The following is a 20,257-nucleotide window of genomic DNA, read 5'->3' as shown; positions in this document are numbered from 1 at the left end:
GCGGATCAACCGTCCCTCATGATTCATGAGGGACGGTTTTTTTATGTGGAAAGAGTGAACATATTAAGGGAGGAAAGAGCATGGCTTATCGAATTCCAAGAGGGACCCAGGATATACTGCCGGGCGAGTCGGAAAAATGGCAGTTTATTGAACAAAAAATAGACGATATCTGCAGCCGGTTCAACTACAGTGAAATAAGAACCCCTGTTTTTGAACAAACCGAGCTGTTTGCACGGGGAGTGGGGGACTCCACGGATATTGTACAAAAAGAAATGTACACGTTCGAAGACAAAGGCGGAAGACAGCTCACACTCCGCCCGGAAAATACGGCTTCTATCGTGCGTTCCTACGTAGAAAACAAAATGTACGGATGGGCCGGACAACCGGTGAAACTGTATTACACCGGGCCGATGTTTCGCTATGAGCGTCCACAGTCCGGACGCATGAGGCAGTTTGTGCAATTCGGCGTGGAAGCGATCGGAAGTGCGGATCCTGCGATTGATGCAGAAGTTATCGGACTTGCCATGCAGTTTTATGAAGAAATGAATCTCAAGGGCCTTAAGCTGGTTGTCAACAGCCTTGGGGACAAGGAGAGCCGCACGGCTCACCGTGAGGCGCTTGTTTCTCATTTTGAGCCCCGTATCGGAGAATTCTGCAGTGACTGCCAGGAGCGCCTGCATACCAATCCGCTCCGGATTCTGGACTGCAAAAAGGATAAAGACCACCCGCTGATGGCAGATGCGCCTTCTATTCTTGATCACTTAAATGAAGAGTCAAGCAGCTATTTCAACCAGGTGAAAACAATGCTTGATGAAATGGGCATTCCTTACGAGGTGGATGCGAACCTTGTACGCGGTCTTGATTATTACACCCACACGGCCTTCGAAATTATGATTGAAGGAGAAGGCTTTGGCGCGATTACAACGCTTATGGGCGGTGGCCGCTACAATGGGCTGATTGAGGATATTGGCGGACCGGACACGCCTGGCATCGGCTTTGCGCTTAGCATTGAGCGGCTGCTGATGGCACTCAATACCCAGAACGTTGAATTGCCGGCAGAAAAAAACCTGGACTGCTACATTGTAGCAATGGGAGAAGAAGCCAAAAAACGCTCCGTTTCCCTGGTGCATGAGCTCCGGAGAGCAGGCGTCAAAGCCGATAAGGATTACATGGACCGTAAAACAAAAGCCCAGTTTAAAGCCGCGGACCGTACAAACAGTACCTTTACCGTGGTCATTGGCGACGATGAGCTGGAAGCAGAAGCAGTTAACATTAAAAATATGGAAACAGGCACGCAGGAAGAAGTGGCGCTGTCGGCATTTATTACTACTATGCAGGAACGTACAGGGAGGAAAGCACAATGATAGGACGGACGCATCATTGCGGAGACATTCAGGAAGCGCTGATAGGCGAAAAGGTAAGATTGAAGGGCTGGGCCCAGACCCGCCGGGACCTGGGCCAGGTGGTATTTATTGATCTCAGGGACCGTTCGGGGATCGTGCAGATAGTAGCGACTCCGGAACAGTCCCAGGAGGCACTGAACGCAGCGGAAAGGGTCCGCAGTGAATATGTGCTCGACGTAGAAGGAATTGTCGTACAGCGCGATGAAGAAACGTACAATGAAAAAATCCCGACCGGAAAGGTGGAAGTCCGGGTTGATAAGCTTTCAATTATGAATGCCTCAAAACCACTTCCGTTTCAGATTGAAGCAGATACTAACGTTTCTGAAGATGTCCGGCTCCGCTATCGCTACCTTGATCTTCGGCGTCCGGACATGCAGGAGACGTTCAAACTCCGTCATCAGACAACCAGGTTTATCCGCCGTTTTCTCGATGACCGTGATTTTTTCGATATGGAAACACCGATGCTCACCAAAAGCACCCCTGAAGGCGCAAGAGACTATCTGGTGCCAAGCCGGGTCCACCCCGGGGAATTTTATGCTCTGCCACAGTCCCCGCAGCTGTTTAAACAGCTTTTAATGGTCTCGGGATTTGAGCGTTATTACCAGATTGTACGTTGTTTCCGGGATGAGGACCTGCGGGCTGACCGGCAGCCAGAATTTACCCAGGTGGACATTGAGACGGCCTTTCTGGACACAGAGGACCTGTTCTCCATGATGGAAACAATGATGGCCGGGCTGTTAAAGGAAACGCGCGGTGTCGACATTGAAACACCATTCCCCCGTATGACGTATTATGAAGCGATGAACCGCTACGGATCCGACAAGCCGGAAACAAGATTTGGCATGGAGCTTATAGAGCTGACCGATGTTTTGAAGAACAGTGATTTTAAAGTATTCAAAAATGCTGCGGCTTCGGGAGGCATCATTAAAGGACTGAACGTCAAAGGCGTGGCTAACCAGATGTCGCGCAAGGAAATTGACGATCTGGCAGAATTTGTGGCTGCCTACGGGGCGAAAGGGCTTGCCTGGCTGAAGGTAGAGGAAGAGGAACTGAAAGGCCCGGTTGCGAAGTTCTTAAGCGATGAGGAAACAGCATCGCTCCGGGAAGCGATGGGAGCAGAAGCAGAAGATCTACTGTTCTTTGGAGCAGACAGCCACCAGGTGGTCTGGGATTCTCTTGGTGCCCTGCGCCTGAAATTCGGAAAAGAGCTCGACATGATTGACCGCAGCACCTTTAATTTCCTATGGGTCACAGAATTTCCGTTGATGGAATATAACAAAGACGAAGACCGCTATGTAGCGATGCACCATCCATTTACACGGCCGGTGGAGGACGATGCCCACCTGCTTGAAACAAAGCCGGAAGATATCAGAGCCGAGGCTTACGACCTCGTGTTGAATGGTTATGAAATTGGCGGGGGATCGCAGCGTATTTATGAAAAAGATCTGCAGGAGAGAATGTTTACGGCTCTTGGATTTAATAAAGAAGAGGCGAAAGAACAGTTCGATTTTCTTATGGAAGCCTTTGATTACGGTGCACCGCCACACGGTGGCATAGCGTTTGGCCTTGACCGGATTGTCATGATCCTCGCAGGCAGAAATAATCTGAGAGATACGATCGCCTTCCCGAAAACGGCGAGCGCAACCGATCCATTAACTCAGGCGCCTGGGAAAGTCAGCAGCAGACAGCTTGATGAACTTCATCTTAAGCTCGATGTGTTTGAAAAAGACGAGGAAGACGAATAAAAAGCTATAAATGGTCAAGCTGATGAAACTTTTCAACAAAAACACCGGGGTCTGAATTGATCTGAAAAGTGCGGATGCCTTGAATCGTGTGAATGTAAAGAAAACCTATTTTTCCAGGTTCATAGCGGTATGATACGTCGAGCACTTCCTTGAGAGGGTAAGAAATCTCCTGATCGTGGCCGTAGGCGATATGATCTTCTTTCAAGCAAAGAGGGATTTCCACAGGGACCCGTTTTTTCTGAAAATCCTCAATTACGTGTTCTGTATACGTTGCATTAAGCCTGGCTAGTGTTTCTGTCATCATCTGCTCCTTTTAAGGCTCTGGCCACCTTGGAATGTTGTAGTAACGTTCTTGACCGAATTATACGAAAGTGCTAATATATAATCAAACAATGTGAAGAGTCCTGAGGTGTTCGTGAAGCACTGATCGTTTTGAGCCAACACATTCACATTGGGAGCCTGTCGTCTTGTTCTGGAGTACAAGCCTCAATGTTTGGGGAAGTATGAACGAACAAGCAAGGCACCCACCTGCCATGAGCAGGTTCAAAAACAAGTTCGTTTGACGGCACATTGGGACTCTTCCTGTTTTATTTAAATTGTTATGCATCCTCCGGCGCGTGAACAGTGCACCGGAGGTTTTTTACATAAATCCGGCGAAACTGGTGAATTGTTACGGCAGTAAGAGAAACGCAGGTGAACATACATTGAGAAAACTCCGCTCTAAGCTTCTGGTAATCACCTTAATTATAACAGCGCTTCCGCTGTTAATCTTTGGGGTGGTTTTGTTCGAATCCCAGCGTTCAGAAATGGAATCCCAGCTTGAGGGTTCTTTATTTTCGTTGTCCAATAATCTGTCGTTAACGATGGAAAGTGTTCTGTCGGAACGAATGAATGATCTGGATATGATGACGATGAATCCCGTTTTGCAGGATGAGAATGCAGAGCCTTCCGATATACGAAACGAGCTTGAACAAATGGTGGAAGCGGAAAATTTATATATGGGCATTGTTTACATAGATACGAATGGAGATATTGTTACGTCCACCCGGGATGAAGTGATAGGCAAAAACGTCTCCGACCGCGTATGGTACCAGAAGGCACGCGAGGGAAATCCAACACTTGAAGAAGCGTTTATAGATCCAATTTTAAAGCAGCCAATTATTCCTCTCGCAGGACCGGTGAAAAATGATGCAGGAAATGTGATGGCTGTCATCTCCCCCTCAATTAATGAAAATGCGCTGTGGGAAGTGCTCTGGCAGCGCCTGAATAAAATGGGCGAGCATGAACGTTTTTCCGGTCAGGCCTTTGTCGTTAATAATGAAGGGGAATACATTGCTTACCCGAACTCGGGCTACGTGCTTGAGGAAAGCTTTCTTGAAGAGCAGGGAATGGAAGAAAATTCTATCGAAGAGCTGATCGCGGGGCAGGAGGATCAGCTGATTGAGCACGGAAATGATGTTTCCGTAGTTACCCCGGTGGAAAACGTAGGAAGTCTGGCAAATGAATGGTACGTCGGCTATACGGTACCAAAAAGCGGGTTCTACGCGAATCTCCGGCAGCTTGTCTACAGCTACTTGTTTGTTTTCAGCATTGTTTTGATTATTACGGTATTTGCCGTTTTTAAGCTCTCCAAATACATTGTGCATCCTGTCGAGCGCCTTGCAGAAGCGACAAGCCGTTTTGCAATAGGTAAAAAGGTGTTTCCGCTGCAGACCAATGCCTACGAAGAAGTGGACGTGCTGACTAATACATTTAATCATATGTCAGAACAGCTTGAAGAAAGAGAGCGGGGGCACCGCCAGTCCACGATGATTCTGGAAACGACAGATAACGGGGTAATAGCTGTTTCCAGAGATTTTACGAATATCACTACGTTTAATGCTATGTGTGAAAAGCTGTTTGGACTCGACCGGAAAGAGGCACTCGGACACTCCGTGCAGCAGGTAATGCAAAAATCTGAAGACTTCCGCATGTTCGCACAGGAAATAGAAGCACACCGCCTGAATGACATGCAGCTGGAAATGAAAGAAATCGAAGCCCCTATCAATGGAAAAAACCGTACTTTCTTAGTGAATATGACAGTTCTCCCTCCCGTGGATTCCCGGGAGTCCTCTGAGGGCATTGTACTTATATTTAACGATATTACAGAAAAGAAGGACATGGAAAATGAGCTTGTCCGAAGCGAAAAGCTGAAAATGGTAGGGCAGCTGTCTGCAGGTTTTGCACATGAAATCAGGAACCCACTCACCACTATCAAAGGATTCGTTCAGCTGTTCCGCCAGGCGGCGAAAAAAGAAAAGGATATTCAGCATTACGATTTAGTATTGAACGAAATTGACCGGATGAACAGCATTGTGGAAGATCTGCTTGGTCTTGCCAGACCTACCAGCTCCGGCGATGAACACAGTATTCAGGTGAACAGCCTGCTTGAAGAACTGCTCGAGCTTTACAGCCAGCAGGCTGTAAAAAACAAAACGTTCATTTATACGAATTTTGATGATCTTCCGGAAATCATCGGGGACCGCAAGAAATTATCCCAGGTGTTTGTGAATCTGATCAAAAACGGTCTGGAAGCGATGCCGGACGGAGGCGTGCTGCGGGTGGAAACATCCATGCACTGGACCGGAGAGCCATATTATGAAGTGAAAATAAAGGATACTGGAAGCGGTATGAGTGAAGAGCAGCTGCAGAAAATCGGAAATCCTTTTTATACGACCAAATCAAACGGAACCGGTCTCGGGCTGATGACCGTGTTTCAAATTGTGGAGGATTTTAAAGGAACGCTGGAGGTCGATTCCGCTCCTGGAAGCGGAACCGAATTTAACGTGCGGCTCCCGGCGCAGCTGGCCGGGGAAACGACGAGCAGTGAGAGCCAAAATGTAAATTAAAGACGCCTGTACTTAAGGCGTCTTTTTGGTGTAAACCCCGATTCGACAGGCGGCACAGCAGGCCGCTTATATTTTCTTCTTTGCTGGTTTGATCTGGTAGTACACGTCCGCCAGGGCTTTTTCAAATTTGCTGTTGTTTTTCGGTTCGTAATACTGCTCGTTTTTAAGCTTGTCCGGCAGGTATTGCTGCGGCACCCATCCCCGCTCGTCATTATGCGGGTACTCGTACTCGCTGCCGCGGCCAAGAGCACCGGCCCCTTTGTAATGGGAGTCCCGGAGATGGGAGGGAATGCCTGGCGTGCCTGTTTTCAGCATCGCCTCCCGCGCTGCATCAAGCGCTTTATAAGCGCTGTTTGATTTAGGGGAAAGGCAGAGCTCTATGACGGCATCCGCAAGCGGTATTCTTCCTTCCGGGAAGCCCAGCCGCTCGGCAGCTTCAACAGCAGCAAGGGCCCTCGGACCCGCCTGGGGGTTTGCCAGCCCGATGTCCTCATAGGCAGTGACGATAAGCCGGCGGCCGATGCTGATTAAGTCCCCGGCTTCAATTAAACGGGCGAGGTAATGAAGCGCGGCGTCAGGGTCACTGCCTCGAATGGATTTTTGGAAGGCGGAAAGCACATCGTAATGGTGGTCGCCGTCTTTATCGTGAGTGAAACGCTTCTGTTGAATGCATTCCTCCGCCACCCTTTGAGTAATGCGGATGATTCCGTCATCGTCCGGCTTCGTGCTGAGCACGGCAAGCTCAAGCGCGTTAAGCGCAGCACGCACATCGCCGCCGCCCGCTTCGGCCAGATGCGTGTGTGCCTCCGTGGTTATTTCTGTCTGGTACGCGCCCATCCCATTCTTTGGATCACGGAGACTGCGTTCGATCAGCTGCTTCATTTCTGGTATGGAAAGCGGCAGCACCTCAAATATATGTGTGCGGCTGCGTATTGCCGGGTTAATAGCGTGGTAGGGATTGGCAGTAGTAGCTCCAATCATGATAATCAATCCGCTCTCAAGGTAGGGAAGCAGAAAGTCCTGTTTCGTTTTATCGAGCCGGTGCACTTCGTCCATAATAACAATCAACTGGTCTGACATTTTGGCTTCCTGCACGGCGAGTTCCATATCCTTTTTATTGTTCATAACGGCGTTCATTTTTTTATAGGCAATATCTGTACTTCCTGCGATGGCAGAGGCGATCGATGTTTTTCCTGTGCCCGGCGGGCCGTATAAAATCATGGAGGAAAGTTTCTTTGTTTCCACCATACGCGCAATCATTTTGCCTTCCCCGAGAATATGCTCCTGGCCGGAGACTTCTTCGATAGAACCAGGACGCATCCGGTAGGCAAGAGGCTGTTTGGATGACATGTAGTTTCTCCTTTCGTAAACAGTTCACGTTGAAATTGTATCATGTTTTCTCTTATAGGAGGATGAACAGCACACCGCAGTTATGATATACTAACATTAATTCCAACTGTTTTTATCAGCATTAGAAGCTGGGCAGCCAAATGACAAAGCAACTAACCAATCAGCAGAATCATTGAAGATGTAACAGGTACTCACAGGCCTGACAGGAAGGGATGACGGCATTGAAAATTTCAACTAAAGGCAGATACGGACTGACGATTATGATGGCGCTTGCGAGAAAGCATGGGAGCGGCCCTACATCCCTGAAATCCATCGCACGGGATCATAATCTTTCCGAGCATTATTTGGAGCAGCTGATTGCTCCGCTTCGAAACGCCAGCCTCGTGAAGAGTGTGAGGGGGGCCTACGGTGGCTATATGCTTTCTAAAGAACCGGCTGACATAACGGCGGGCGATATTATCCGTGTCCTTGAAGGCCCAATCAGCCCGGTCGAGGTCCTCGATGACGAAGAGCCGGCTAAACGGGACCTATGGCTGAAAATCCGGGATGCTGTGAAGGATGTCCTCGATAGTACTACGCTTGATTATCTGGCGGAGTATCAGGGCGACGAAGAACAGGAAAATTATATGTTTTATATCTAACTCTTGAAGGTATGAAAAGTATACATGCGAAATCTCCACGCCGCATCCGGCATGGAGATTTTTTTATGATAAATTTTTCAGGGGGAATGGCCGTGGCCGTAGAAAATATTATCGTTGTTGTAATCTTTTTACTTATCCAGCTATTCGCAGATAAATTAATATCATCCGAAAAGATCGGTCGTTTCAGCTGGCTGTCATTTTCCGGAGGGGTGGCCGTCGCGTTTATTTTTGTGTACATACTTCCGTATCTGCATGATGAACAAAGCAAATATGGTGAAAGTTCTTTTCGGGGTTTGACGTTTGAGTCGGAATTTTATCTGCTCAGCCTGGTGGGACTTATCATTTACTTTGTTATTCACAATATTGCGGTGCGGGCCTATCATTCTACGAGCAGAGGGGAGGGGCAGTTTTTCTGGATTCAAATTGCCTTTTTTGCCCTGTATAATAGTATGGTCGCCTACACAGTGTTCGGATCCGACGTTCAGGGACTGCAGACAGTTTTTTACGGGGTGGCAATTGGGCTTCATTTTATGGCTATCTCGCATGATCTGCACCGGGAGGATGCGGGCCGGTATAAGCGAGGCAGATATTATCTGGCAGGAGGTATTTTATTTGGCTGGATATTTGCCATTGTGTTTACGCTGCCGGAAATTGTCCTGGCTATTACGTTTGCGGTCATTGCGGGCGCGATGATATTTAATGTGCTGAAAAAAGAAATGCCGACAGAAGAATCCGCTCATCTGCCGACCTTTTTATGGGCAGCATTCATCTATACTGTCGTAACAGAAATATTGAAGCTGCTGTTTAATTGGTAAGCGCGGCTGCGTATAAAAAAGCAAACATTTCTAATTAAAGATCGTATTTAAGCGCAAGCTCGGCCGCCCGTAGCCGGGTATCGACCGTTTGATGCTCTTCAAGCATCTCCCTGACCGTTTCAATCGCTTTGCCCTTCAGCACGCCGCCGCTGATAAACGCTACATCAAAAATGATTTCATTCAGCACATCGAGGTGATGGGTTAAGTCTGTGATGGTTTTTGGCGAGCGGAGGGAGGCCTGCAGCTCTTTACTGAAATCATTGCGGTTAAGCGGCTCTTTGTTGAAAAACCAGCTGACGGTCTTCTGATGGGGATAGCCGAGGCCCTTTTTCTGGTTATCAACGTTTGGGACATAAATGTACTGCGAGGTGACCGTGCAGAAATATACGTCACGGTTGTTGTCGTCCGGCACAATCACGAGGTCGTCCAGTTTCATCTGGGAAATAAAATTGTACACATTCGTGGCTCCCTCATCCATATCAAAGCGGGCCAGTTCCTTTTTGATTTTTTCATAGCTGAGGCCATTCAGGGATTTTCCGATGGAATATCCAATAGCGATAAAATCATACTCTAAAAAATTATGCAGCTGGTTGGTGCCGTTAGGTAAAGGCCGGAGCATCCAAACATTTTTCACTCACACATCCCGCACTTTCATAAAATAATAGGAAACAAAATACATATTACACGGGAAACGAAAGCGCAGGCAAGGAAATAGACAAAAAAACTCCTATTTGTTAATGTAAAAAATAATGTTATTCCGATTATATGAAATAACTCCATTAGGAGGAGAAGAAATATGCCCGCTATATATGCAGATCATGCGGCCACTACGCCGCTTCATCCAGAAGTGGCTGAAGCTATGATCGATTCTATGAAAAAGCCGGCAGGAAACCCTTCGAGTGTCCACGAGTACGGCCGCGGGGCCAGGAAAAGACTCGACGGGGCCCGCCGTACGGTAGCGTCATCTATAAATGCAAGTCCGAAGGAGATTGTATGGACGAGCGGAGGCACAGAAAGTAACAACCTGGCGCTCCGCGGTTTTATGCATGCCAACCAGGAAAAAGGAAACCACCTGGTGACAAGTGCCATTGAGCACCATGCTGTATTGCATACGGCTCAGGCGCTTGAGAAAGAAGGATTTCAGGTCACATACGTACGCCCCGACGAGCAGGGCATTGTTTCGGTGGAAAAAATTATGGCAGCAGTGACTGAGAAGACAATACTGGTTTCATTAATGTATGTGAACAATGAAACAGGAGTGGTCCAGCCTGTACATGAAGCTGCTGAAAAGCTTTCGGAAAAAGGTGTTGCCTTCCATACTGATATGGTGCAGGCCTATGGACAGCTGCTGTTTGACGTAAAAGAAACACCGGTAACGATGGCAACAATGACGGCTCATAAAATTAACGGCCCTGCAGGAGCAGGAGGTTTATTCGTTCGTCAGGGCACCAAAATTCGTCCGGAATTGACGGGCGGGGAACAGGAAAGAAAACGCCGGGCAGGCACGGAAAACGTAGCCGCCGTCGAAGGCTTTGCCAAAGCCGCTGAGCTGCAGATGAACAGTCTGGAGAAACGCCGGCAGGAGCTGGAATCGCTCAGTGCGGCATTTTTAGCTGAGCTTGACCGCAGCGGGGTCTTTTATCAAATTAACGGCGGGCATGCAGAAAAAAGTCCGCATATTTTGAATGTGTATTTCCCAGGAATTCAGCTCGAATCATTTCTTGTGCAGATGGATATGGAAGGCGTAGCCGTTTCAAGCGGTTCGGCATGCACTGCCGGCACTGTAGAACCGTCTCACGTCCTTGAAGCAATGTACGGCAAAGACGCACGTATCTATGAATCCGTCCGGTTCAGCTTTGGGTACGGAAACACCGTGGCAGATATGAAAACCACGGCGCAGGCAGCTGCGAAAATAAGCCGGAAAATGAAGGAAAAGGAGGCTTTGAAATGACCAATGAAGAGACACGGATTGTGGTAGGAATGTCCGGGGGAGTGGACTCCTCCGTTACGGCCGCTCTATTAAAAGAGCAGGGCTATGAAGTGATAGGTATTTTCATGAAAAACTGGGATGATACAGATGAATCGGGGATGTGTACGGCAACGGAAGACTATGAAGACGTAATTGCGGTATGCAACCAATTAGACATCCCCTATTACGCTGTGAATTTTGAAAAAGAATACTGGGACCGGGTCTTTACGTACTTTCTGGAAGAATACAAAGCTGGCCGTACCCCGAATCCTGACGTGATGTGCAACAAAGAAATTAAGTTCCGTGCGTTTATCGACCACGCATTTAATCTCGGGGCAGACTACGTCGCGACCGGGCACTATGCACGTGTTGAACACACCGAAAGCGGGACGTATCTTCTGCGCGGTGTGGACAGCAACAAGGACCAGACGTATTTTTTAAATCAGTTAAGCGAAGAACAGCTGAGCCGTGTGCTGTTTCCACTCGGAGAGTACGATAAATCCGAAGTCCGTAAAATGGCGGAAGAGCGGGACCTTGAAACGGCTGGAAAGAAAGACAGCACCGGGATCTGCTTCATTGGAGAGCGGAATTTCAAGGATTTCCTGCAGGAGTATCTTCCAGCCCAGCCGGGCGACATGGAAAGCCCTGAAGGAGAAGTGAAGGGCCGCCACGACGGGCTGATGTACTACACGCTCGGCCAGCGCCAGGGGCTTGGTATCGGCGGCTCCGGGGAACCATGGTTTGTCGTGGACAAAGACATGGAACGTAACGTTCTGATTGTCGGACAGGGCGGCAATCATAAGCGATTGTATTCCGAGCAGCTGACTGCCTCTGAGCCTAACTGGATTCATGAGCCGGAAGCCTTTCCATTTTCCTGCACTGCGAAATTCCGGTACCGCCAGAAAGACCAGGGCGTTACCGTCCATCAAAAAACAAATGGAGAACTGCTCGTAGAGTTTGATGAACCGCAGCGCGCAGTGACTCCGGGACAGGCTGTAGTCTTTTATGACGGGGATGTGTGTCTTGGAGGTGCAACAATAGAAGAAGCGATGATGAAGGAAAGCGTTGCAACGTAACGTTTTCCTTTTTCTTGGTTCTTGCTGTTTGCCGGTAAGGCTTTTCAATCACCCGGGATCGTGAAATAATACAGAAACAAGACATGAAAAGGATGATAGTATGGATAAAAATCAGCAGGCAATGGAGCATTTGCAAAACGGGGATTTTGAAGAAGCAGCAAGGCTTTTGAATGAGCAGATGGAATCGGAACCGAATGACCCTGTCGCGTACATAAACTTCGGTAATCTGCTTGCAGAAGCCGGTGAAGATGATAAAGCCATCCGTTTTTTCACGAAAGCACTGCAGATTGATGAAACAGCAGCCACAGCCTATTACGGGGCTGGGAATGTATTATATAACCGGGAAGAGTACGCTGAGGCCATTACGATGTACAAAGGAGCTCAGCAGCAGGGACTTGAAGACTCTAGTCTGTTTTTCATGCTCGGACTGAGCTATCTGCAGTCCGACCGTCTTCCGTATGCGATTGCTAATTTCAAGCGCTCGGTGGAGCTCGACGAATCGGATGCCGAAGCCAGATATTATTACGCCCTGTCGCTTGCCCAGCAGGAGGAAGTTGATCAGGCGGAAGCAGAATTTAAAAAAGTGGTGGAGCAGGATCCGGATCATGCCGATGCCCACTATAATCTGGGAGTGGCTGCTCTGTTTAATGAACGGGCGGAGGAAGCTCTCAGCTTCTTCGAGAAAGCACTTGAAGCAGAGCCTGAACACGCATTGGCAGAGAACGGCAGACAGCAGGTTCAACAGCTGCTAAGCGAAAAGTGAGGTTGTGCTATGGAGAACGGACACGATGAACAGGAACTGCTCGAGCCCTACGTCCTCGGAACGGTGCAGCACGTTATATTTCGGAATGAAGAAAATGGCTACACAGTAGCGAAAGTGAAAATTAAAGAATCGATACCTGCCTTTGAAGAAAGCACAACGACCATCGTCGGCATTCTTCCAACGGTGGAGGCAAATGAACGGTATCGTTTTAACGGCGAGATTAAACAGCATCCGCGGTTTGGCACCCAGTATCAGGTCATCTCTTATCAAAAGGAAATACCGACCGAACGCTCAGCGTTAATCGACTATTTATCGAGTGACCGCTTCCCGTACATCGGACCGAAGACAGCGGAAAAATTGGTCGACCGCTTTGGGGCCAAAGTAATTGATGAGGTTCTCGAGCGCCCGGAAGCCCTCGAAAAAATTCCCGGACTGAATGAAGAAAAACGCAGACAAATCCGCACCGCCATGCTCGAAAATCAGGGCATGGAGCATGCGATGACGCTTCTTGTACGATACGGATTCGGTACGGACCTTGGCGTGAAAATATACAATCAGTACCGCGAACGGACCCTTGATATTATTCAGCATGATCCCTACCAGCTCGTCTGGGATGTGGACGGGGTCGGCTTTACAAAAGCGGACCGGCTCGGAGAAAACACCGGCATCCAAAAAAATGACCCAAGCCGTCTGAAGGCGGGAGTGCTGTTTGAACTGTATGAACGCACGATGCAGGACGGCCATGTGTATATCCCGAAGCAGCAGCTTCTTGACAGCGCAGAGCAGCTGCTTGCCGACCCTGCCGTTACTATTGATCAGCAGGAGCTGAAGCTCGTCCTGCAGGAGCTTGTAAATGAAGAACGGGTGCGTATTGACGATGATCGTGTTTATATCGCCTCTTTATATTTTGCGGAAAAAGGGTTTGCTGGCAGGGTGCATAAACTGCAGGAAGAAGCGGAAGAAAAAGAATATTCCCAGGCGGACCTGCTGCAGGCTCTCGGAGAAGTAGAAGAAAAGTTTGATATTGAGTATGCCGAACAGCAGAAGGAAGCAATCCAAACGGCTATGGAAGAGCCGGTAATGCTGCTTACAGGCGGACCGGGGACCGGAAAGACCACGATCATCCGGGCTATTGTGGAAGTGTACGCCTCGCTCTATGATGTTTCTCTGGACCCTTCCGAATATTCAGGCAAGAAGCCCTTCCCTGTACTGCTTGCTGCCCCGACCGGCCGGGCGGCGAAGCGGATGAAGGAGTCCACCGGCCTGCGGGCAGTGACAATTCATAAGCTGCTTGGGTTTAGCGGGGAAGGAGAAAACGAGCTGTTTGAAAAGGATGAATATGAGCCTCTCGAAGGGGAGCTGCTGATTGTCGATGAAGTATCGATGGTGGACATGTGGCTGGCCAATCAGCTGATCCGTGCGGTCCCGAAAGGAATGAAGGTCGTGTTCGTTGGGGATGAGGATCAGCTTCCTTCGGTAGGACCGGGCCAGGTGCTTGGAGATTTGCTTGAAGCCGGTACTATACCGACTGTGAGCTTGTCGGTTGTGTACAGGCAGACGAATCAGTCCTCGATTGTAGAGCTGGCCCATGCAATGAAGGAGGGCGGGCTGCCGGACGATTTTGAACAGCCGTTTGAAGACCGGCGGTTTTTCCCATGCACGAAAACTCAGGTTGCCGATGTGGTGGAGAAAACGTGTGCCGGTGCCATTCGCAAGGGCTACGATCCGATGGATATTCAGGTGCTTGCCCCGATGTACCGGGGAGAGGCAGGAATTCACGCCTTGAATGAACGGCTGCAGGAAATGTTTAACCCCCGGACGCCTCAAAAACGAAGTGTAACCTTCGGAGACGCTGTTTACCAGAAGGATGATATCGTTCTTCAGCTTGTAAACAACGGCGAGGAAGGTATATATAACGGGGACAAAGGTGTACTCGAAACGGTCTTTGAAGCAAAAGAAACTGTTGATAAAGAAATGCAGATTGTGTTTTCCTTTGACGAAAAGGAAGTCAGCTACACACGCCAGGATCTTAAACAAATCACTCTTGCCTACTGCACTTCTATTCACAAGGCGCAGGGAAGTGAATTTCCCATCGTAGTCGTACCGATGCTGATGTCCTACCGGCGGATGCTGCGCCGTAATTTATTGTACACAGCGATCACACGGGCAAAGGACTATTTAATTCTCTGCGGGGAAAAAGAAGCATTTATGTATGCCGTAAAGCAGGAGTCAAAAAATGAACGCTATTCGCATCTTCGGGAACGCCTGAAGAACCGGGAGGAGGATCCGGAGGAGCAGGCTTGACAGAAAATACGGTTTCCTATATAACTGAAACAGAATAACAAAAACAGTGATGGAACGAGTACGGTGGATATATTCTCACAGAGACCGGCAGCAGCGGCTGAAACTGCCGGAGAACAACCCGCCCGAACGCTGCTCCGGAGTGCAGGCAAACCCTGCCGGATCATCCACGTTACGGATGCTGAGTTGGCCGTGTTTTTTTATGCGGCAACCAGGGTGGTAACGCGAGTACACTCGTCCCTGTTTTCAGGGGCGGGTTTTTTTATTGAGATTTAAACGAAATGAAAAAACTCACGGGAGGCTGATCAATAATGCCAGCATTAACATCTACTGAAGTCCGGCGGCGCTTTTTGGACTTTTTTGAGGAAAAAGGACATACAATTGAGCCGAGCGCCTCGCTCGTTCCGCATGAGGATCCGACGCTTTTATGGATCAACAGCGGGGTAGCTACGATGAAAAAATACTTTGATGGACGGGTGATTCCTGAAAATCCGAGACTTGCGAATGCGCAAAAGTCCATCCGGACCAACGATATTGAAAACGTTGGAAGAACGACGCGCCATCACACATTTTTTGAAATGCTCGGAAATTTCTCGATTGGCGACTATTTTAAAAAAGAAGCTATCGAATGGGCATGGGAATTTTTAACGTCAGAGCGCTGGATAGGCTTTGATGAAAATAGGCTGTCGGTTACCGTTCATCCGGAGGATGACGAAGCATACCAGTACTGGAGAGAAATTATCGGCCTTCCAGAAGAACGGGTTATCCGTCTCGAAGAAAACTTTTGGGATATCGGCCAGGGACCGAGCGGGCCAAATACGGAAATCTTTTATGACCGTGGAGACAGCTGGGGAGATGATCCCCGGGATCCTGAGATGTATCCGGGAGGAGAAAATGAGCGTTATTTAGAGGTGTGGAATCTCGTATTTTCCCAGTTTAATCATAACGCTGATGATACGTACACCCCTCTTCCAAAGAAAAACATTGATACTGGCATGGGGCTTGAACGGCTCGTCACCCTCGTTCAGGACGTGCCGACCAATTTTGACACCGATCTTTTCCGGCCGATAATCCGAAAGGTAGAAGAAGTATCCGGAAGAACGTACGGGGAAAATGAAGAGCAGGACATTGCTTTTCGTCTGATTGCCGATCACGTCCGGACTGTCAGTTTCTCCATCGGGGATGGGGCCCTCCCGTCCAATGAAGGACGCGGATACATTCTGCGCCGTCTGCTCCGCCGTGCGGTACGCTATGCCGGCTGGCTCGGTCAGGAGGAGCCGTTCATGCACAGACTGATAGGTGTCGTGGGCGAAATTATGGAAGACTATTATCCAGAAGTCCGCGAAAAGCAGTCCTTTATTGAACGTGTGGTAAAAACCGAAGAAGAACGTTTTCATGAAACGCTGACCGACGGGCTGAAAATGCTGAGGCAGGTAACAGAAAAAGCTCGTAATAAAGGTGAAACAGTGATTTCCGGTAAAGATGTATTCCGCCTGTATGATACGTACGGCTTCCCGCCTGATTTAACGGCAGAATACGTAGTAGACGAAGGATTCGCGGTAGACAATGAAGAATTCGAAGTGGAAATGGAGGCCCAGCGGAGCCGGGCCCGTGCGGCGAGAAAAGACAGCGGTTCGATGCAGACTCAGGAGTCACTTCTGACAGATATCGACACAGAGAGCACGTTTGTCGGCTACGAGCATTTTGACGTGGAAACAAGCGTTCAGACGCTGATTCACAATAAAGAACTCGTGGATACGGTCGGCGCCGGAGAACAGGTGCAGTTTATCCTGGAAAAAACCCCGTTTTATGCGGAAAGCGGCGGCCAGGTGGCAGACCGCGGCACGATCGTAAATGAAGCCGCAGGAATGGAAGCGGTAGTGGAAGATGTCCAGAAAGCTCCGAACGGCCAGCATCTTCATACGGCACGAATTGAAAAAGGCTCGCTTCGCAAGGGAATGCATGTAAGAGCGTCCATCGAAGAAAATACGAGAAGAAGTATTATTAAAAACCATACGGCGACCCACCTGCTGCATCAGGCTCTTAAAGATGTGCTGGGTGAGCATGTCAATCAGGCAGGGTCGATTGTGACAGATAACCGCCTCCGTTTTGACTTTTCCCATTTCGGACAGGTCACCGAGGAGGAAATAAAGCGGATCGAGCACCTTGTAAACGAAAAAGTGTGGTCCAACGTGTCGGTGCTGATTGAAGAAAAAGGAATCAATGAAGCGAAGCAGATGGGGGCCACTGCATTATTTGGTGAAAAATACGGGGAAAGAGTTCGCGTAGTACAGATCGGCGACTACAGCGTTGAACTGTGCGGCGGCTGCCATGTCGGCAGCACCTCTGAAGTCGGGGTGTTCAAGATTACAGGAGAATCCGGAATTGGCGCCGGTACCCGCCGCATCGAAGCTGTTACTGGCCAGTATGCGTATGAATACTTTGAAAGCAGAATGCAGCTGCTTGAAGAAACAGGCAGCATCGTCCGGGCCCGTGCCATCGAAGATATTCCGCAGCGTGCAGAAGCTCTGCAGGAGCAGATTAGAAGCCTTCAAAAGGAAAATGAATCGCTGTCGCAGAAGCTGAGTAATCTTGAGGCCGGGGATCTTGCAGACGCGGCAGAAGAAATAAACGGTATTCCGGTGATTGCCAAAGAACTTCCAGGAGCAGATAAAGATACACTGCGGCAGACGGTGGATGAACTCAAACAGAAGCTTGGAAGCGGTATTGTCGTGCTTGGAACGTCGGAAGGGGAAAAAGTACAGCTTATTGCCGGAGTAACGAAAGATCTTACTGAACGGTACAAAGCAGGAGATATTGTGAAAAAAGCAGCGGAAATATGCGGAGGCGGCGGAGGCGGCCGCCCGGATATGGCTCAGGCAGGAGGGAAACAGCCTGAGAAGCTTGGGGAAGCGTTAGAAGAAGCGAAGAACTTTATCTTAACCCTTTCCTAAACACCCCTATCTCATGTACAATATAATCGTCTATACAGTAATCGTATTAATTACCACAGTATAGGAAGGGAGCTTCTCCTCCCTTCTGCTTTTTATGAAATGACCTTTCGTGAAAAGTCATCCGAGGAGGTGGAGGAATTGGATACGAACGACCGGACCGTACGTTTTAACCGAGAAGAAGATTCTTCCGACCCGAAGGCCGAAGAAGTTCTGCTCAGCGTGTATGAAGCGCTTGAGGAAAAAGGGTATAATCCAATCAACCAAATCGTGGGATATTTGCTTTCAGGCGATCCGGCCTATATCCCCCGTCATAAAGAAGCAAGAACGATCATCCGCCAGCTCGAGCGGGATGAATTAATTGAAGAATTAATTCGACACTATTTGAAGGATCACCAATCATCCTCGTGAAAAGAGCGCTTGGTATCGATGTCGGAAAAAAAAGAATCGGGATTGCCATCTCCGACGCGCTGGGCTGGACAGCCCAGGGTGTAGAAACGATTCATTTAAAAACGACAGAGCCGGACGAAGCTTTTCCGCGTATTCTTGAACTGGTTAAAGAAAATGAAATCGAGCAGCTTGTAGTCGGCCTTCCTAAAAATATGGACGGAACGATTGGGGGCAGGGGGAAGGAATGTCAGGCATTCGCAGAGAATCTTGAAGAATTTTCCTCGCTGCCTGTAGCCATGTATGATGAGCGATTGACAACGAAGGCGGCAGAACGCACACTGTTACAAGCAGATGTCAGCAGAAAAAAGCGCAAAAAAGTCGTAGATAAAATGGCAGCTGTGATGATTTTGCAGAGTTATTTGGACCATCAATCAAACTTATAGCAAAGAGGTGAAATAAAATGGCTGAAGAAGAAGAAAAAGAAAGAATTGTCATACCCGATGAGGATGGCAATGAACATTTATTTGACATCCTGTTTACATTCGACGCAGATGAGAGTGAGCAGTCCTACATTGTAGTGGTTCCATCAAGTGAAGCTGACAATGACGAAGTGGAGGTTTTTGCTTTCCGCTATGAGGAAGAAGGCGAAGGGGACGAGTCGGATATAAACCTTTTCCCAATCGAATCTGACGAAGAATGGGAAATGGTCGAAGAAATGGTAAACACTTACAGTGCTAACGAGATGGAGTAGAACCTGTTCTAACCGTAAAGGAAGCACACCGGATCTTCTTCCGGTGTTTTTCTTTATCATTATATCTGCCCTGCAGCTAAGTGAGGCAGTTAAGAGGAGAACATCCATTCATGAAAACGCTCATATATTCATATGCCGGGCGCCGCACTTCTAAAAAGAAAAAAGGAAAGGCGGCACTTTATTTCCTGGGGGCAATATTTTTGATGAGTGCCGCTTCGGCTCTCATATATGTGCTGTACATGCTTTTTCCGGCAGCGGAAAATGACGGGGAAAAACAAACCGTCGTTATTGAACAGGGCGCCTCCACGGAAGCTGCGGCTGAGTATTTGGAAAAGCAGCAGCTGATCAGAAACTCTGTTGTGTTTCAATACTACAGTTACTTACGGCCGGACAGCCTGAAAGCCGGTACATACCGGCTATCTGCTTCGATGAGTGCCGTAGAAATTGCCCGTACGCTTGAAGCCGGGCAGCAGGCACAGGAACCGGTAGTTTCCATCACTATTCCGGAAGGCCGGTCTCTGGAGCAGATAGCACGAATCAGTGCGAAGAATGCTGATTTTTCAGAAGAAAAGTTTATGGAAACCGTCACCGATGACGCGTTCATTCGTTCCCTAAGTGAATCTTATTCATTTATCAGGGAGTCAAATAATGAAAATGGCGTGCGCTACACACTGGAAGGTTATTTATCCCCACAGACGTATGAATATTATGGTGACTCCCCGGGTACCGAAGCAGTAGTGAAGGATATGATTGAACGAACAAACGAAACTATGGTAGAATTTTCGAATCAAATCACTAACAGTCCATGGACTGCCCGTGAAATATGGACCATTGCTTCTATTGTAGAACGGGAGGCGGGACGGGCAGAGGACCGGGCTCCTATTGCCGGAGTGATCGAAAACCGGCTTGGGAAAAATATGCGTCTTGAGATGGATCCTACGGTGGCATATGCGCTCGGTGAACACAGGCTTCGTACTTCCTTCAATGATTTGCAGGTGACTTCGCCGTACAACACCTACCGAAACCGGGGCCTGCCGCCTGGGCCAATTGCAAGCCCGGGTATACAGTCGATCGAGGCAGCTTTGAATCCTGAAAATACGGAGGCGTTATATTTTTATGCCCGCCCGAACGGAGAAGTTATTTACAATGAAACGTACGAGCAGCATACACGCACCCAGAGAAAGTATGAAAGCGAATGGGAGAATCAATAGCTA

17 protein-coding genes, 1 other RNA gene and 2 other annotated features (1 of these 20 only partly in view) are annotated in these 20,257 nt (G+C 48.6%); of the genes, 15 read left to right on the top strand and 3 right to left on the bottom strand.

What is annotated here, in order from left to right; all coding sequences use genetic code 11:
- Window positions 1-20, top strand: a binding site (T-box leader) (it extends 206 nt beyond the left edge of the window).
- A gap of 60 nt (window positions 21-80) precedes the next feature.
- Both hisS and aspS read left to right on the top strand, forming a co-directional pair.
- Complete coding sequence (gene hisS / locus ACTRXG_RS02325) at window positions 81-1,364, top strand: histidine--tRNA ligase (protein ID WP_474261730.1); 1,284 nt, start codon at window positions 81-83, stop codon at window positions 1,362-1,364.
- Complete coding sequence (aspS, locus tag ACTRXG_RS02320; RefSeq protein WP_474281947.1) at window positions 1,361-3,148, top strand: aspartate--tRNA ligase; 1,788 nt, start codon at window positions 1,361-1,363, stop codon at window positions 3,146-3,148. The genes hisS and aspS overlap by 4 nt, the downstream gene beginning before the upstream one ends.
- A gap of 4 nt (window positions 3,149-3,152) precedes the next feature.
- Here the strand turns inward: aspS and ACTRXG_RS02315 are convergent, their stop codons facing one another.
- Entirely contained in the window at window positions 3,153-3,449 is a 297-nt protein-coding gene (locus tag ACTRXG_RS02315; protein ID WP_474261732.1) for a hypothetical protein, read from the bottom strand.
- 97 nt (window positions 3,450-3,546) lie between these two features.
- Here ACTRXG_RS02315 and ssrS point away from each other — a divergent pair.
- Together ssrS and ACTRXG_RS02305 are read left to right on the top strand one after the other, a co-directional pair.
- Window positions 3,547-3,729, top strand: a non-coding RNA gene (gene ssrS / locus ACTRXG_RS02310) — 6S RNA.
- A gap of 123 nt (window positions 3,730-3,852) precedes the next feature.
- Complete coding sequence (locus ACTRXG_RS02305; protein ID WP_474281945.1) at window positions 3,853-6,036, top strand: ATP-binding protein; 2,184 nt, start codon at window positions 3,853-3,855, stop codon at window positions 6,034-6,036.
- A 66-nt stretch (window positions 6,037-6,102) separates the two neighbouring features.
- Here ACTRXG_RS02305 and ACTRXG_RS02300 read toward each other — a convergent pair whose 3' ends face one another.
- Window positions 6,103-7,386, bottom strand: a complete 1,284-nt coding sequence (locus ACTRXG_RS02300) for a replication-associated recombination protein A (protein ID WP_474283909.1) — start codon at window positions 7,384-7,386, stop codon at window positions 6,103-6,105.
- Between the two features lie 221 nt (window positions 7,387-7,607).
- Here ACTRXG_RS02300 and cymR point away from each other — a divergent pair, with 221 nt between their 5' ends.
- Window positions 7,608-8,027, top strand: coding sequence for a cysteine metabolism transcriptional regulator CymR (gene cymR / locus ACTRXG_RS02295; protein WP_027847299.1), 420 nt, complete (start codon window positions 7,608-7,610; stop codon window positions 8,025-8,027).
- A gap of 92 nt (window positions 8,028-8,119) precedes the next feature.
- Window positions 8,120-8,842 (top strand): hypothetical protein, encoded by a 723-nt coding sequence (locus ACTRXG_RS02290; protein ID WP_474261735.1) that lies wholly within the window; start codon window positions 8,120-8,122, stop codon window positions 8,840-8,842.
- Window positions 8,843-8,876: 34 nt separating this feature from the next.
- On the opposite strand, the gene ACTRXG_RS02285 is transcribed toward ACTRXG_RS02290, so the two are convergent.
- Window positions 8,877-9,476 (bottom strand): hypothetical protein, encoded by a 600-nt coding sequence (locus ACTRXG_RS02285; RefSeq protein WP_474261736.1) that lies wholly within the window; start codon window positions 9,474-9,476, stop codon window positions 8,877-8,879.
- A gap of 162 nt (window positions 9,477-9,638) precedes the next feature.
- Here ACTRXG_RS02285 and ACTRXG_RS02280 point away from each other — a divergent pair, with 162 nt between their 5' ends.
- The 9 genes from ACTRXG_RS02280 (at window position 9,639) to mltG (ending at window position 20,254) form a co-directional block, all read left to right on the top strand.
- Window positions 9,639-10,793 carry a cysteine desulfurase family protein gene (locus ACTRXG_RS02280; RefSeq protein WP_474283907.1) on the top strand — a complete coding sequence of 385 codons (1,155 nt, stop codon included), beginning with the start codon at window positions 9,639-9,641 and terminating at the stop codon, window positions 10,791-10,793.
- Window positions 10,790-11,887: a tRNA 2-thiouridine(34) synthase MnmA gene (mnmA, locus tag ACTRXG_RS02275; RefSeq protein WP_474283905.1), complete on the top strand. Its 1,098-nt coding sequence runs from the start codon at window positions 10,790-10,792 to the stop codon at window positions 11,885-11,887. The genes ACTRXG_RS02280 and mnmA overlap by 4 nt, the downstream gene beginning before the upstream one ends.
- A gap of 100 nt (window positions 11,888-11,987) precedes the next feature.
- Entirely contained in the window at window positions 11,988-12,650 is a 663-nt protein-coding gene (locus ACTRXG_RS02270; RefSeq protein ID WP_474261739.1) for a tetratricopeptide repeat protein, read from the top strand.
- A gap of 9 nt (window positions 12,651-12,659) precedes the next feature.
- Window positions 12,660-14,954, top strand: coding sequence for an SF1B family DNA helicase RecD2 (gene recD2, locus ACTRXG_RS02265; RefSeq protein WP_474281936.1), 2,295 nt, complete (start codon window positions 12,660-12,662; stop codon window positions 14,952-14,954).
- Between the two features lie 37 nt (window positions 14,955-14,991).
- Window positions 14,992-15,196, top strand: a binding site (T-box leader).
- Window positions 15,197-15,262: 66 nt separating this feature from the next.
- Entirely contained in the window at window positions 15,263-17,905 is a 2,643-nt protein-coding gene (gene alaS / locus ACTRXG_RS02260; RefSeq protein ID WP_474283903.1) for an alanine--tRNA ligase, read from the top strand.
- 138 nt (window positions 17,906-18,043) lie between these two features.
- Entirely contained in the window at window positions 18,044-18,313 is a 270-nt protein-coding gene (locus tag ACTRXG_RS02255) for an IreB family regulatory phosphoprotein (protein WP_322525937.1), read from the top strand.
- Entirely contained in the window at window positions 18,310-18,735 is a 426-nt protein-coding gene (ruvX, locus tag ACTRXG_RS02250; RefSeq protein ID WP_091611998.1) for a Holliday junction resolvase RuvX, read from the top strand. The genes ACTRXG_RS02255 and ruvX overlap by 4 nt, the downstream gene beginning before the upstream one ends.
- A gap of 17 nt (window positions 18,736-18,752) precedes the next feature.
- A complete protein-coding gene (locus ACTRXG_RS02245) occupies window positions 18,753-19,043 on the top strand; it encodes a DUF1292 domain-containing protein (protein WP_091611995.1) in 291 nt (96 codons plus the stop codon).
- 110 nt (window positions 19,044-19,153) lie between these two features.
- On the top strand, window positions 19,154-20,254 hold the full coding sequence (gene mltG, locus ACTRXG_RS02240) for an endolytic transglycosylase MltG (protein WP_474283901.1): 1,101 nt from the start codon (window positions 19,154-19,156) through the stop codon (window positions 20,252-20,254).
- Window positions 20,255-20,257: the final 3 nt, after the last annotated feature.

This window comes from Marinococcus sp. LNSP9103-4, assembly GCF_056034345.1.
This window is presented reverse-complemented; position numbering and strand designations above follow the sequence as displayed.